We start from the raw sequence: 12,971 nt of genomic DNA, 5'->3' as shown, positions 1-12,971 counted from the left end.
CCATAGTTACAAGGCGGCAGAATTCTACCTGAAGTGAGGTTGTCTATGCCCATCACCGAGCAGCAACTGCTGCATATCCTCCCGAACGCCGGCCCTCGAGCCGGCGTTTTTGTTGGTGCGCTGAACCGCGGGATGACCCGGTTCGGTATCACGTCGCCGGTGCGCGCGGCGGCGTTCCTCGCCCAAGTTGGCCACGAAAGCGGCCAGTTGACCCACCTGGTGGAGAACCTCAACTACAGCGCCCGCGGCCTGGCTGCGACCTGGCCGAGCCGGTACCTCGGCGCCGACGGCCAGCCCAACGCCCTGGCGCAGCGCCTGGCGCGCAACCCCCGAGCCATCGCCAACAACGCCTACGCCTCGCGCAACGGCAATGGCGACGAGGCATCGGGCGACGGCTGGCGGTACCGCGGGCGCGGGCTGCTACAGATCACCGGCCGGTCGAACTACCGCGCCGCCGGCACCGGGCTGGGCCAGCCGCTGGAGCAGGAACCCGAACTGCTCGAGCAACCGGAGTGGGCGGCGATCTCGGCGGCCTGGTGGTGGGCCAGTCACGGCTTGAACGACCTGGCCGACCGCGGCGAGTTCGCAGCCATCACCCGCCGGATCAACGGTGGACTCAACGGCCATGCGGAGCGCCTGGCGCTGTGGGAGCGGGCGAAGAGGGTGCTGTCGTGATCTCCGCCCGCGCTTTATCGGTCGCGCTGGCCTGCCTGGTGCTGGTCGGCCTCGGCACCGCCGGCGGTGTCTGGCTCGGCGCGCGACACTACCGGCCGCAGTTGGATGCCGCGAGCGCGGATCTGGCTGCCTGCCGTGCCTCCCGGGGAGAGTTGGAGTCCGCAGTGGCAGAGCAGGTCCGGCAGGTTGCCGCGCTGCGCATGGCCGGCGAGCAGCGCGCCCGGGATGCCGCGCAGGCTGTGGAGCGGGGGCGGCAGCAGGCCGCGGAGCAGTATGCCGGAGCCCAACGCCTGCTGAGTCAGCGAACCGCCGGTGAGCAGTGTGCGGCCGCCGAGGCGGTCATCGATCAGGAGCTGGGTCTATGAGGGTGGTGCTGATGCTGATGATTGTCGCGCTGGTGGGATGCGCCGGCCGGCAGGAAGCCGAGCCGCGCACGGTGCGCGTAGAAGTTCCGGTGGCGGTGCCGTGCCGAGCGCCCGCGGTCGAGGTGCCGGCCTGGGCAGCGGCTGGGCTGAAGAAGAGCGACGACCTACAGACCAAGGTCCGCGCGCTGCTGGCCGAGCGGCGGCAGCGGATCGGGTATGAAGCCCAACTGCTGGCTGCCAACAGGGCCTGTCAGAATTAGGAGTAGACTACAACCTTTTCCTACGGAGCAGGGCGATGCTGGTCATTCGATTCAAGGGCTGGTCGGTGAAACTCGACCACCAGGTGGGTGGAGCAGGGAAGTTTGGCATCTGGTCATTCCACGGCTCGGAGAGCAGCTACGTCCCAGACATGCAGACGATTCTCCGGCATGCAGCGATCCGGCCGGCGGAGCCGAAGGAAAGCGGCGAAGTCGAGGTATTCATCTGCGACGCGCGCATGCCGCAGAATGAGTGGCGTGCCATAGGGACGGGCGTTGCTGCCTATGAGGCGGAGCGCTGAGTCTAACTCCGTCTGGGCGTGGATGTTGAGAGCTAGCTGTTTTGCTAGTGGTTGCGGTGTTGTTGGCTACCGAAACTGCGCGCTCGAAGCACGGAAGGAACGCCATGGATATCGAACGGACGCATATTCACAGCCAGCACGGCATCAACTTCAGCTTGGCGATCATTCGCCTCGCATGGGCGGAGCGCAGCCGGCTGCTTCACATGAAGTACTGTCCGTCAGTGAAAGCCAGTCACGCGACTGCTGATCTTGCGGTTGAGGTTTTCGACCGGATGCAGGCAAAGGACCGACCTTGCATACTGAGGGTTTTTGTCTCGCTGCCCCTGACCCGAGCTCAGGCTGACTCTCTGAACCAGCAGCGTGTCACCGTTGCTGGCATGGTCGGTATGCTTGCGGGTGTAGCCGGTAAACGCATCAACACTTTTGTTGGGGTTGGCAGCGGCCTCGCAGTTCGTTGGGCTACTCAGCAGGCCTTGCCGACCTACCACGCTGGAGACGTCATTATCAGCGTTGAAGGGGAGGTGTCCGGCGGGATCGGGCCCCAGCATTCTGTCAAGTCGGAGATCGTCCAGAGTGCTGGAGAACCTGCATGAATGATGTCATCCAGTTCGCCATCTGGACTGTAGTCATTGTTGCGGTCGGTCACCTAGTGCGCAACAGGGAGGTCCGGAAGTGGCTTGGAATCGCTGTGTTTGTTGCGGCTTGGGTGCTTATTCTTCGCTTCTCCTCGGTCAAGTTGGCAGGCTTTGGTCTTGACATCTTGGGGATTTGCCTTGGCATCCTCGGGGTTGACCTTTTTTTTCGACGGGACAAGTTCTCAAAAGCAGATGAATGATGGCGCGCAGGCCGGCCGAAGTGATGGTATTGAAAAACGCTACGTCAGCCCAAGACCCTGCCCCCGGCTTGGCCGTCTGGTAATGGACAAGCGGTGTATAGCCGATGACGAACAGAGGATGTTCAAGTTATGGAAACGAAAAAACGTCGGGGCCGCATCTGGCTCTTCCACATCGTATTTTCCTGTCAGATATGCGTCGCCGCCGAGGTCTCGGACGGATTGGAGGAGCTTGCCCGTGGCACCGTCATTCTCACTGTAATGGGCACTTCAGCAACCGGCCACACAAGCGATCATTTCGGGCACAGCAGCTATGCCTATGCCCGCGAGGACGCGGCAGCATTTGTAGCCTCAGAAGGAGCAATCTACGGCGTGCAACTGGAGCGCGCCTGGAGGAAATATCAAGCCGACACTCCTGAACCCAGGCTGGAACTGAGCTCCTTTGCTACCGGACTATTGGCGCGTAGTGAGATGCAGTGATGGCGGCAGCAAGCGCTAGGGCGGAAAGCTGCGATATCACTATGCCTGGCCAAAGATGGCAACGAAAGGATGGCATTCAATCGGGGCTTTTCATGTCATCCAAGCTCTTGCTGCTGGTCAAACTACTGGTATGCCTGCCTGTCCACGCCGGGATTGACCTAACGCGGGATAGGCAGGACCACCCCGTTATTGCCAGCAGTTTCTACAGTTCGATATTGCTGGCGACAACGACCATCGGCACCAGCGACCCAAGAGAAGGTACAGAACTCTCTGGAGACGTATCCAAGGAAATCAGCAGCTACGACCGGAAGCTCAAGCTGGCGCATGACGATGCGGCCGCTTTCATGGCTAGCAACGGCGCGATCCGCGGTGCGATGCTGCAAGCGGTGCTGGACACCTTGCGCCAGCGCGCCGAGCTTGCGCGCTACAGTGATCTGCAACTGGCGTTGGCGGTATTGACCTATCCGCCCCGCTAGCCGCTGGTGCTAGTGAAAGGGCCTATAGGAGATCCGCGGCTAGGATGACTTTGCTACGGATTTGCTACAGCAAATTGAGTTTATTTCGTATCTATATGATTTTATTAGGTAATTTTTTATAGTTTGACCGATCCATCATTGGCGCAACGGAGAAGCGGCGTGAGAGGGCGGCGGGGGCGTTGGTCGGTTCTGGGCGCATCGGGACTTCGGCAGGGAGAGCGGAGCAGGGCGAGGGATTTTATCAGGTATGGAGGTGGAGGAGGGGCGGGATGAGCGTGCTAGTGTGAATGCGTGCAAGAGCCGGGGCTGGTGGGATGCCGAGATGATTATAAGTCTGCCGTCGGTCCGGCACCTGTATTCATTCATGAGTTTTTCATCAGAAATTTTTTTCAATATTTATTTTTGAAGAATTTTATAGTTGGCCGGGTAGTCAAGGTTTGTAGGGTAGAGCTGTTGAGTGGGGCGAGTGTGTTGGCCTAATTTGACCGAAGGAGTGAAGGATGAATACTTATTTTGATATTCCGCATCGGCTAGTGGGAAAGGCTCTGTATGAATCATATTATGATCATTTTGGCCAAATGGATATATTGTCAGATGGAAGTTTGTACCTAATATATAGGCGGGCAACAGAGCATGTAGGTGGTAGTGATGGGCGTGTTGTTTTCAGTAAACTGGAGGGTGGTATTTGGAGTGCGCCTACCATAGTTGCCCAGGCGGGAGGACAGGATTTTCGAGATGTAGCTGGTGGGACGATGCCTAGCGGAAGGATCGTCGCGGCCTCGACGGTTTATGAAACAGGAGAGGTGAAGGTCTATGTATCTGATGATTCAGGTGTGACATGGGTACATAAATTCACATTGGCTAGAGGTGGGGCGGATTATAATTTTGCTCATGGAAAAAGTTTTCAAGTAGGGGCACGCTATGTGATTCCTCTTTACGCGGCGACGGGAGTCAATTATGAACTGAAATGGCTAGAGTCTTCTGATGGCGGAGAAACTTGGGGCGAAGGAAGCACGATCTACAGCGGGAACACACCATACAATGAGACTTCTTACCTTCCTGTGGGAGATGGCGTAATTCTGGCTGTAGCCAGAGTAGGATCTGGTGCCGGAGGAGCGTTACGTCAGTTTATAAGTCTGGACGACGGCGGCACATGGACTGATCAGGGTAATGTGACTGCACAAAATGGTGACTCTACCGATATTCTCGTAGCCCCTTCTCTCTCCTATATTTACTCTGAGGGAGGTACACCACATGTAGTTCTTTTGTACACGAACAGAACGACTCATTTTTGTTATTACAGAACAATCCTGCTGGCGAAAGCCGTAGCAGGCTCCTCCGGCTGGACGGAGCGTGTTCCTGTGTATAGTGCGCCAGCCGCCTCCGGTTATACTAGTCAAGTCGTTTTGGGAGGTCGAAGAATACTGGGTAATCTATTCAGGGAGACGTCTTCTACGACGTCGGGAGCTTATCAGTTTGAAGTGTATCTGGGAGGAGTCCCGGATTTTGAGTCAGACTGGTTTTCTGTTTCTTCAAATAGTTTGTATACCCTGAGTCATGGACTCCAGAGGTCGCCGCGTCGGGTGGTCGTTGAGTTTGCAAGGTCATCGAGTCCATCAACATGGAACATTGTCATGCCCAGTTATTTCAATGATGGAGGGCATAAAGGCAGTGGGGCTCAGGTTGAAGTGGGTAGCTTGAATATTCGGCTTGGAACTGGAGCGGCAGTATGGGGCACGGGATATTTCGGAGGAATCGACAATAGTGCCACGACTCGATTCGCTACCGGGTATTATCGGGTCAGAGCATGGATTTAGCTGCCCACTGACTAGAAATCAAGCGGAGCGATTGCTGAATCGCATCTACCGGACGGGCAGGAGGTCTAGCTTGCTCGGCCCATTAAAAACTGCAGCGGTAAGGGTAGGCTGCGACCGTTTTTCAGTCACTGACAAAACCTCCGTAATATAGTGCTTACACCTGGTACATCTGGATACTCTCCGAAGAGACTGGCGTGGCCTCAATGCGCGCGGGATTACCACTCTTCCGGATGTGCACGTTTCCCGAGCCTGGCCTGCCAGACAACGCCGATCCCAACGCCTGGAGGTCTGCGTAGGCGTAGAACCAACGAGGGCCGGCGGGCCGTGGCAGCTCCTGGCCCTGCCGGTGTGCCCCTGCCGACCTAGTCCATTTGAAATATTGCGATCCTGGCATGGGCCAGTAAGATGGGCCGTTCGACGACCCGCACCAGCCTCTATCAAGGATCGATGCATGAGACTGCCCCGCCCGCGTTTTGCCCTTTCCGCCGCCTTGCTGCTTTGCCTTTCCGGTTGCGTGTCGGAACTCGATTCGGGCGCCTATGGCAGTATGGACGATCCGCGCAACGCGCAGATGCTGGACCTGGTGGACCAGGCGCTGAAGGGGAACATGGCCGTGGTACTGGTGGCCGACGTGATGCCGCACAAGTCCCTGAGCGATGCCCTGACCATGACCCAGTGGACGCCAACGGCGATCTGGGAGTACGAGAAGGACCCGAAGGTGACCTTCGGCCGCAAGTTCCAGACCAACGCGCTGCAGCGGAAGCCCGACGAGACCTATCTGTTCAAGGCCTTCGAGGTGCATATCCTGCCGCCCGGCAAGTACCTGCTGACCGGCGGCGACGACTACCAGATCCATGGCTTGCTCGACCAGGTCGGCGCCCGCAGCGGTCCGCCCGGTTCGGGCCATGGCGCCAACGGCACCGCGTACCTGTCCCCCGAGCTGTATCGCGAGTACTACCGGGAAGAAGTCTGGAAAGATGCCACCTATGGCAGCGAGATCAAGACCGAGAAGGTCTGCACCGCCGTGCATGTGGCCTCGGGCGCCTGCGTGAGCTGGGGCGAGCAGCAATACACGCAGACGACCCAGGGCTCCCAGGCCGGCTATTACCAGCAGACCGACTCCCGCGACGTGCCCTCGATCAAGGTCCAGGCGCGCCTGCCGGTCGACAAGGCGCTGGCCAGCTTCACCGTGCAGGGCGGGCAATTGCTGCTGGCCCCGCGCATGCACCTGAAGACCCCCGGCTACAAGTACCAGCAGTCGAAGTGCCGGGCGATCGATCCGAAGAAGATCGAATGCCCATTGGAAAACCTGACCGTCTACACCTGGCCGGCGCCGATGGACTTCAGCCAGTCCCTGATCGCCCAGCGGGCCCTGAGCGACAAGCACCGGCAACTGCTGTCCAGACTCCAGCCCCTGCAGATCACGCCGCTGCGCAAGCAGGGCATGGAAGACCCGGTCTGGGGCGTGCCGCTGTCATTGAAATAGCGGGTGTTCGCTCAGGGGGGCGCCGGGTGCCGCCCCTATCCACGATCGGCAGGGAAGCATTTCCCCACAAGGAAGGTGACATGAACGTATATCGCAAGGTTTCCCGCAGTGCCGCGACTTGGCTGTGCGCCGCGCTGCTGGCCGCATCCGGCCATGCCTGGGCCGAAGACTGGTGGGTGGTACACAAGGGCGACGACCCTGCCGAGCTTGACGTGTTCCTGGCCGATGCCGATTCGCTGGCACCCGTGCCGGGTATCGAAAACGCCTGGCAGGTGCAGATCGCCATGCTGTTCGACTCCTTCCATCTGCTCAGCGCGCACCAGTACCGCTGCGATACGCGAGAGGTGAAGGTGGTCAACGCCAAGACCTTCTCCAACAACGGGCAACCCACGAACCTCCAGTTCACCTTCGCCAAGGGCTGGACCCCGCTGCCCAACGAAAGCCATGAGGCTGTCCTCCAGTTCATCTGCGCGCCGCAGGAGCGCGAACGCAATGGCATGCGCTCCACCGGCAGGGGCGTGCCATTGCAGGCGGTGATCACCGCCGTCGGCATGGTCGAGATGGAGCGCGCCCAGGCCAATCTCGCCGAGGCCCGGCGCAAGCTCGAAGAGGCCAAGAGCGATCGCGTCATGGGCGAACTCGATCGTCTGCTCGGCAACGAACCCCGGAAGCCCTGAGCCGCTCTGACTGAAGCAGGGTGAGGCGAGGCGGATCGGGCCGTTTTCCGGAGCGATCGGCGTAGGTCCGGAAGGCGCGTCGGGAGGGTCTCGATGAAGTGGTATAGCCGCATCAGCCTGGGACTCAGCCTCGCGGTCGCGAGCGCTTTCCTGGTGGCGTACTGGCGATCGCTCGTCAGCCATAGCTATCCCAATATGAATGCGCCTGGGCTGATCGCCTACCTGCTGGTCTTTCCTGCCTGCGCCCTGTTGCTGCATTCCCCTGCGTTGGCATTCGTGCTCCAGCAGCGAAAGCTGGGAAGCGCTCGCGAAAGAGCGCTGCAATGGACGATCAACCTGGCGCTGTGGATGGCGCCGCTTTGTTTCATATTTGCCAGTCTTTAATCAGGCACTCGCGGGTGTGTAGCTCGAGTAAGCGGACTGCTTTGACATCTCCTGCTGCGGCGGAATACAGGTGCGTCCTTTGAGTCGCTCAGCGCTTCGGCGCAAAGACCATCTTCACCGGCGCATCGTGCTTCAGGCGCGAGCCGTTCGGTTGGTTCCCGGGCTCGAAGCTAGGGTGCCAGGCCCTGAGTTCCGTATCGGACAGCCACTCCAGTTGCAATTGGTCCGCGGATGCGCGCAGGTCGAATTGCGCCAGCGACCGCACGACTGCATGGCACTTTTCCGATTTCCCGGTTTCGAGGAGGGAGACCTGTATTTCTTCGCCCCAGGTGATCGAACCTTTCTCCGGGCATTTCCGAACCTCGACGTGGTATTGCCCGTTCGGCGACGGCAGGTCGGAAATCAGCTTGTCGGGGCCGCACGCGGCGAGGAGTACGCTCAGTATCAGCAGGGGGCTTTTTTTCATCCATGACCTCTGTGGAAATCTCGGAAAGGAATTCCTCTCTTTTCCTGGCGGAAAATGGGCAGGAAGCGGGCCTGCCCATCCTACGCGCGGACTGCTGGATCTGCCCATGGGCGATCCACAGCTTCGTGCACGAGCGATATCAGATGGCGCTGAGCGATTTCAGGATCAGATAGGTGCAGATGAGCACCCCTGCCATGGACAACAGGCCCAGGGCGACAATGCTGAGTTTCATCGGGTTTCCTCGTTGAACTGCGATGGGCTGCTGTATCAAGGAGGGGAGAGGCAGCAGGCGGGGGGAAAGCCCCGGAGGGATGAGCGGCCCCCGGGGCTTTGGTGACCACCATAGGAGAAAGTCACATTGATAAGGCTAGCCCTGTTTCGCTGTGCGGCAAGCGAAGCGGCATCGCTTTTCCCGCAGGATCGGGAAAATGCCTAGCCATACCGCAGTGATGGCCACGGAGGGTCCATGCGCCTCGTCCATTTCCTGATTGCCCTTCCCGCCGCGCTGCTGGCTGAGCCTCAGATAACCGCGCGGCGCAGGTTCAGCGTTCGTCGCCGATCTCCAGTTCGATGAAGTCGATGACCCCTGCCGCGCGGTTGTCGAGGCGCTCAAGTTCCTGGCCGTCCAGCGTCTGCAACAGCGAGACGCCGTGTTCCAGGCGCTCGCCGGAGGCATGCGAAGCGGCTTCGCGGGTAGGACTGAACAGCCAGGCGTGCGGATGTTGCGCGCGCCAGGCGGCGCGGGGTGAAAGGCTGACCTCGGTGCCTGCCGGGTAGTGCCAGGCGCCCAGTTGCAAGGCCTCGGCGAGGACCGTACCGCCGAGGCCGTACAGGCGGCGGTCGCGGTCGAAGGCCAGGGCGCCGCCGCTCAGCGCGATGCCGCGCACCGACACCCGTTGCCCGGTTTCCGGCATTACCCGCCAGCGCTCGGCGTCGCGGTAGCCGTCGGTGTAGACCATGCCATCGCTGGCGAACAATCGCGCACCGGCGGGGAAGTCGATGTCGTCGGCGCGGTTGCCGATCGCCAGGCTACAGCCTTCGAAGGCGGCGGGACGCCCGTCGCGCTCGCTGGCGAAGGCGATTTCCTGGCTGGCGTCGCAACGCCAGCCTTCGATCTCGGCGACTCCCTCGCCACGCAGGCGCAGCGAAGTGGGATGGACGCCGGTGGTTTTCCATGGGTCCTGCGGGTTGTCCTGCTCGCTCTGCAGCCAGCGTTGCAGGTGGCGGGTGGCGACGCCGCGGATCGTCACCGGGGTGGGGAATTCGGCTTCTCGGAAGCTTTCCGGCTGGTGCTTGAGTTCCAGCTTCAGCCGGGTGCCGGCAGGCATCTCGATGCCTCCGAGGCGGGTAGGGCGCTCGAGCACGGCGCTGTGCGCGGCTTCCTCGCGTGCACGTTCGCGCTCGTACTGCCAGAGACCGATCTCCAGCCAGGCGCGCAGTCCCAACGGGATCAGCAGGAGCAGCATCAGCAGGCCGCGGCTCGGCCAGCGGCGGCGCAAGCGCTGGCGCGCGCGCGGGCTGAAGGCCAGGAGCGATAGCCAGATCAGCAGCCAGATGCCGGCGACGAACGACGACAGGTAGATGAGCGGGACGATCAGGGGAAGAGGGGCGACGGGGATCACGCGGGCGTCCTTGCGGGTTGGGTTCCATGACGTCTCCGGCGCGGCGTGCCGGGTACCTGCCAGAGTTTACAGGGCGCGTCCCGATGCCGCAGCGGCAAACTGTCTTCAGGCCTTGTCCGCCGGGGGCCACGCCCTGGAGAGGGAGGCGCTCGGGGATGGAGTCGGCGAAGTGCCGATTCAAGCCCAGGCGCGACGGGCCGATGGGGTGGTTATCGGTTTCTGTAGTCCAGTGGGGAAAAACCAATGAACGAAAGCGTCGCCAGGGTGTTCGATCGGATTCTACGGGGGCTCGGGTTGAAGACCCTGAACGCCCAGTTCCTGCTGTCCTATGCACTGATGTTCGGCCTGGCCGCCTGCGCCTCGGTGGCGTTGTACCTGAGCATGTCGATCTCGCCGGAAACCATCAACGTGGCCGGCGCGCAGCGCATGCTCAGCCAGAAGATGGCCCGCGAGGCGCTGCAATTGCGACTCGGCGCCGGCGACCCAAAGGCCCTGGCCGCGACCATCGCCCAGTACGAACGCTCGGCCGCCGACCTGGATACGGGCAATGCCGAGCGCAACGTGAGCCGGATGGGCGCGCCGGAGATCGCCGCCCAGCGGCAGAAGGTGGCGCAGATCTGGGGCCGCTACCGGGCCATGCTCGACCAGGTGGCACAGCCTGCCAGCCAGGTCGATCTGCGCGGCTTCTCGCAGTATTCCACCGAGCTGTTGGGCGAGCTGAACAACCTGGTCTCGCTGATGAGCGCGCGCGCCGACAGTGTCCAGCACACCCAGATGTGGATCGCCTTCGGTTGCCTGTTGGCGATCCTGGTGCTGGTGGTGCTCGGCCGGCAGTTCGGCCTGGCGCCGCTGATGCGGCAGTTGCGTGGGTTGGAAGTGGCGCTGACCGAGGTCGGCGCGGCGAACTTCACCCATGCCCTGGCGGCGGGCCATGCGGACAACGAGATCGGCCGCATCGTCGCTGGCTACGAGCGGATGCGCCAGGACGTCAGCGGTTTGCTGGCGAACGTCAAGCGCAGCGCGGCAGAGACCGACAAGGACGTGGCCGAGGCCCTGGAGCAGGCGCTCGGCGCCGGCGACCAGGTGGCGCGCCAGCACCAGGACCTGGACCAGGTGGCCACCGCGATGAACGAGATGAGCGCCACCGTGGCCGAGGTCGCCCGCCACGCCAACCATGCGGCGCACTCCACGCGCGACGCCGCGGCCCTGGCCCACGAGGGACGGCGTCTGGTGGAGCACGCCAGCAGCCAGACCGGTGCGTTGGCGGAGGAACTGGAACAGACCGCCCTGGCGCTGAACACCCTGCACCAGCATGCCGGCAGTGTCGGCCAGGTGCTTACGGTGATCAGCAGCATCGCCGAGCAGACCAACCTGCTGGCGCTCAATGCCGCCATCGAGGCGGCGCGGGCCGGGGAGGCCGGGCGCGGCTTCGCCGTGGTGGCGGACGAAGTGCGTTCGCTGGCCAACCGTACCCAGCAGTCGACCCAGGAGATCCAGGGGTTGATCGAGCAGTTGCAGGACGGCGCCAACGATGCGGTCGCCGCCATGCGCGGTAGCGCCAGCCATGCCCAGAGCAACCTCGTCGAGGCCGACAGCGCGGCCCAGGCGCTGGGGCGCATCGTCGCCACGGTGGAAGAACTGGACGGCCTCAACCAGCAGATCGCGACCGCCGCTGAGGAACAGAGCCAGGTGGCCCAGGACATCGACCGCAACATCACCAACGTCTCCGGACTCTCCGAGCAGGCCCACGAAGGGACCGCCGCAGTGCTTTCGGCCAACCAGAGGGTCAAGGAGCACATGGCTGGCTTGCGCGTGGTGCTCGGTCGCTTCCGTACCTGAGGCTGGCTGCGGGCGTCGGCGCTAGTCGGCGGACAGCTCGCGGATCAGCGCCACCGTCAGGTACAGGCGGGGGGCGATGCTGGATAGTTCGAGGTATTCCGCCTCGCTGTGCAGGCCGGCGCCGACCACGCCGAGGGTTTCCAGCACCGCCGGTTTGTCGCTGCCGGGCACGTAGGCGTAGCCGGCGTCCGTGCCGAAGCGCATGGCGATCGGCTCGATGCGCTTGCCGACTCGACCGTAGAGCGTCTGCGCGGTTTCCGCCAGGCGCTGCGAGGCGGGGTTCTTCACCAGAGGCGGACGACCCTTGTCGAGACGCAGACTGACTTCGGTATCGGCGACCAGGCGTTCGCCGGTCAGCTTCCGGGCGTCGGCCAGTACCCGCTCGCTCTCGGCCGGGTCCGAGTAGCGCATGTCGGCTTCCGCCGAAGCCTCGGCGGGAATGATGTTGCGCTTCTCGCCGCCCCTGGCGAGGGTCCAGTTCAGCGTGGTGCCTTTCGCCGGATCGCCGAGGTCCTTGAGACGCAGCAACTGGTGCGACAGTTCGAGAATGGCGTTGCGGCCTTGCTCGGGTGCCGAGCCGGCATGGGACGAGCGACCCTTCACCTCGAGCAGCAGGCCGTCGATGCCATTGGTGGCTACCGTCACTGCGTCCCGGTCCGGCGGCTCGTAGGAGAAGACGTAGTCCTGCTGCCGGGCCAGCTCGGCGATCAGTTGCTTCGAGCCGGCGGAGCCGGTCTCTTCGTCGGGATTGAACAGCACGGTGATCCGTCCGTAGTCCCTGAAGCCTTGCTGCCTGAGCAGCGCCAGGGCATGCAGCACCATCGCCACGCCGCCCTTGGCGTCGGCCACGCCGGGTCCGTAGGCGCGCTCCGCGTCCTCGCGGAACGGACGCTTCGCCGCGCTGCCGGCGGCGAACACTGTGTCGTAGTGGATCATCAGCAGGAAGCGCTTGCTGCCGGTGCCATCGAGGGTGGCCACCAGGTTGTCGCCGGCCGAGGGCGTCGCCGGTGCGCTGCGGACTTGCGCGCCGAGCGCCTGCAGGCGTTCGGCGAGCAGCGCGGACAACTGGCCGAGGCCTTCGGCCTGGCCGGTACCGCTGTCCACCGCGACCAGTTGCCGGAGCGTGTCGAGGTAGGCCGGGCGTTCGGCTTCGGCCTGGCGCAGCAGCTCGGCGGCTGGCGTGTCGGCAGCGAAGGCGGCGGGCGAAAGCAGGAAGGCGAGGGCGAGCGGCAAGAGGCGGGGCAGGCGGCGGGCGTGCACGGAAGGTCCTCGTCTGGCGGGCGGAGGCGGCGC

At 62.7% G+C, this 12,971-nt stretch carries 16 protein-coding genes and 1 pseudogene; 13 read left to right on the top strand and 4 right to left on the bottom strand.

Annotation, left to right across the window (positions count from 1 at the left end; translation table 11 throughout):
* Positions 1-45: 45 nt before the first annotated feature.
* The 8 genes from HMPREF1224_RS15960 to HMPREF1224_RS0111915 all read left to right on the top strand — a co-directional run bounded on the left by HMPREF1224_RS15960 (position 46) and on the right by HMPREF1224_RS0111915 (position 3,387).
* Positions 46-675 carry a glycoside hydrolase family 19 protein gene (locus HMPREF1224_RS15960; protein WP_010793116.1) on the top strand — a complete coding sequence of 210 codons (630 nt, stop codon included), beginning with the start codon at positions 46-48 and terminating at the stop codon, positions 673-675.
* Entirely contained in the window at positions 672-1,040 is a 369-nt protein-coding gene (locus tag HMPREF1224_RS15955; protein WP_003160544.1) for a hypothetical protein, read from the top strand. Before HMPREF1224_RS15960 ends, HMPREF1224_RS15955 begins: the two co-directional genes overlap by 4 nt.
* Entirely contained in the window at positions 1,037-1,300 is a 264-nt protein-coding gene (locus HMPREF1224_RS15950) for a hypothetical protein (RefSeq protein WP_003160543.1), read from the top strand. Before HMPREF1224_RS15955 ends, HMPREF1224_RS15950 begins: the two co-directional genes overlap by 4 nt.
* 35 nt (positions 1,301-1,335) lie before the next feature.
* Positions 1,336-1,599, top strand: coding sequence for a hypothetical protein (locus tag HMPREF1224_RS15945; RefSeq protein WP_003160542.1), 264 nt, complete (start codon positions 1,336-1,338; stop codon positions 1,597-1,599).
* Between the two features lie 104 nt (positions 1,600-1,703).
* Positions 1,704-2,192, top strand: coding sequence for a hypothetical protein (locus tag HMPREF1224_RS0111925; protein WP_031628295.1), 489 nt, complete (start codon positions 1,704-1,706; stop codon positions 2,190-2,192).
* On the top strand, positions 2,189-2,434 hold the full coding sequence (locus HMPREF1224_RS0111920; RefSeq protein WP_004354886.1) for a hypothetical protein: 246 nt from the start codon (positions 2,189-2,191) through the stop codon (positions 2,432-2,434). The genes HMPREF1224_RS0111925 and HMPREF1224_RS0111920 overlap by 4 nt, the downstream gene beginning before the upstream one ends.
* A 129-nt stretch (positions 2,435-2,563) precedes the next feature.
* Positions 2,564-2,911 (top strand): DUF2388 domain-containing protein, encoded by a 348-nt coding sequence (locus tag HMPREF1224_RS15940; RefSeq protein ID WP_010793114.1) that lies wholly within the window; start codon positions 2,564-2,566, stop codon positions 2,909-2,911.
* 92 nt (positions 2,912-3,003) lie between these two features.
* Positions 3,004-3,387 (top strand): DUF2388 domain-containing protein, encoded by a 384-nt coding sequence (locus tag HMPREF1224_RS0111915; protein ID WP_010793113.1) that lies wholly within the window; start codon positions 3,004-3,006, stop codon positions 3,385-3,387.
* 130 nt (positions 3,388-3,517) lie between these two features.
* Here the strand turns inward: HMPREF1224_RS0111915 and HMPREF1224_RS46160 are convergent.
* Positions 3,518-3,586 (bottom strand): annotated as a pseudogene (locus tag HMPREF1224_RS46160) (hypothetical protein); the annotation flags it as partial.
* Positions 3,587-3,887: 301 nt separating this feature from the next.
* Here HMPREF1224_RS46160 and HMPREF1224_RS15935 point away from each other — a divergent pair.
* From HMPREF1224_RS15935 to HMPREF1224_RS15920, 4 genes are all read left to right on the top strand, one after another.
* Positions 3,888-5,204, top strand: a complete 1,317-nt coding sequence (locus HMPREF1224_RS15935) for a sialidase family protein (RefSeq protein WP_003119892.1) — start codon at positions 3,888-3,890, stop codon at positions 5,202-5,204.
* Between the two features lie 451 nt (positions 5,205-5,655).
* Positions 5,656-6,690, top strand: coding sequence for a hypothetical protein (locus tag HMPREF1224_RS15930; RefSeq protein WP_003090863.1), 1,035 nt, complete (start codon positions 5,656-5,658; stop codon positions 6,688-6,690).
* 80 nt (positions 6,691-6,770) lie between these two features.
* Positions 6,771-7,367 (top strand): hypothetical protein, encoded by a 597-nt coding sequence (locus HMPREF1224_RS15925; protein WP_003114780.1) that lies wholly within the window; start codon positions 6,771-6,773, stop codon positions 7,365-7,367.
* Between the two features lie 93 nt (positions 7,368-7,460).
* Entirely contained in the window at positions 7,461-7,751 is a 291-nt protein-coding gene (locus HMPREF1224_RS15920; RefSeq protein ID WP_003104043.1) for a hypothetical protein, read from the top strand.
* A gap of 88 nt (positions 7,752-7,839) precedes the next feature.
* Here the strand turns inward: HMPREF1224_RS15920 and HMPREF1224_RS15915 are convergent, their stop codons facing one another.
* Together HMPREF1224_RS15915 and HMPREF1224_RS15910 are read right to left on the bottom strand one after the other, a co-directional pair.
* The gene (locus HMPREF1224_RS15915) at positions 7,840-8,325 is read right to left on the bottom strand and encodes a hypothetical protein (protein ID WP_003122543.1); all 486 of its coding nucleotides are present in this window, start codon (positions 8,323-8,325) and stop codon (positions 7,840-7,842) included.
* A 434-nt stretch (positions 8,326-8,759) separates the two neighbouring features.
* The gene (locus HMPREF1224_RS15910) at positions 8,760-9,839 is read right to left on the bottom strand and encodes a hypothetical protein (protein WP_003124474.1); all 1,080 of its coding nucleotides are present in this window, start codon (positions 9,837-9,839) and stop codon (positions 8,760-8,762) included.
* A 243-nt stretch (positions 9,840-10,082) separates the two neighbouring features.
* Here HMPREF1224_RS15910 and mcpN point away from each other — a divergent pair, with 243 nt between their 5' ends.
* On the top strand, positions 10,083-11,678 hold the full coding sequence (gene mcpN, locus HMPREF1224_RS15905; protein WP_003116585.1) for a nitrate chemoreceptor McpN: 1,596 nt from the start codon (positions 10,083-10,085) through the stop codon (positions 11,676-11,678).
* A gap of 21 nt (positions 11,679-11,699) precedes the next feature.
* Here the strand turns inward: mcpN and HMPREF1224_RS15900 are convergent, their stop codons facing one another.
* Complete coding sequence (locus HMPREF1224_RS15900) at positions 11,700-12,938, bottom strand: M20/M25/M40 family metallo-hydrolase (RefSeq protein ID WP_003119895.1); 1,239 nt, start codon at positions 12,936-12,938, stop codon at positions 11,700-11,702.
* Positions 12,939-12,971: the final 33 nt, after the last annotated feature.

Source organism: Pseudomonas sp. P179 (genome assembly GCF_000478485.2).
In the GTDB taxonomy this organism is placed as follows: Bacteria; Pseudomonadota; Gammaproteobacteria; order Pseudomonadales; family Pseudomonadaceae; genus Pseudomonas; species Pseudomonas aeruginosa.
Note: the sequence above shows the minus strand (reverse complement) of the source record. Positions and strands in the feature narration are given on the sequence as shown.

Coding starts and splice junctions, on each gene's coding strand:
- HMPREF1224_RS15920 (WP_003104043.1), top strand. CDS start 7,461: ATGAAGTGGTATAGCCGCATCAGCCTGGGACTCAGCCTCGCGGTCGCG.
- HMPREF1224_RS15915 (WP_003122543.1), bottom strand. CDS start 8,325: ATGGGCAGATCCAGCAGTCCGCGCGTAGGATGGGCAGGCCCGCTTCCT.
- HMPREF1224_RS15940 (WP_010793114.1), top strand. CDS start 2,564: ATGGAAACGAAAAAACGTCGGGGCCGCATCTGGCTCTTCCACATCGTA.
- HMPREF1224_RS15950 (WP_003160543.1), top strand. CDS start 1,037: ATGAGGGTGGTGCTGATGCTGATGATTGTCGCGCTGGTGGGATGCGCC.
- HMPREF1224_RS0111915 (WP_010793113.1), top strand. CDS start 3,004: ATGTCATCCAAGCTCTTGCTGCTGGTCAAACTACTGGTATGCCTGCCT.
- HMPREF1224_RS15930 (WP_003090863.1), top strand. CDS start 5,656: ATGAGACTGCCCCGCCCGCGTTTTGCCCTTTCCGCCGCCTTGCTGCTT.
- HMPREF1224_RS15935 (WP_003119892.1), top strand. CDS start 3,888: ATGAATACTTATTTTGATATTCCGCATCGGCTAGTGGGAAAGGCTCTG.
- HMPREF1224_RS15960 (WP_010793116.1), top strand. CDS start 46: ATGCCCATCACCGAGCAGCAACTGCTGCATATCCTCCCGAACGCCGGC.
- HMPREF1224_RS15925 (WP_003114780.1), top strand. CDS start 6,771: ATGAACGTATATCGCAAGGTTTCCCGCAGTGCCGCGACTTGGCTGTGC.
- HMPREF1224_RS0111920 (WP_004354886.1), top strand. CDS start 2,189: ATGAATGATGTCATCCAGTTCGCCATCTGGACTGTAGTCATTGTTGCG.
- HMPREF1224_RS0111925 (WP_031628295.1), top strand. CDS start 1,704: ATGGATATCGAACGGACGCATATTCACAGCCAGCACGGCATCAACTTC.
- HMPREF1224_RS15945 (WP_003160542.1), top strand. CDS start 1,336: ATGCTGGTCATTCGATTCAAGGGCTGGTCGGTGAAACTCGACCACCAG.
- mcpN (WP_003116585.1), top strand. CDS start 10,083: ATGAACGAAAGCGTCGCCAGGGTGTTCGATCGGATTCTACGGGGGCTC.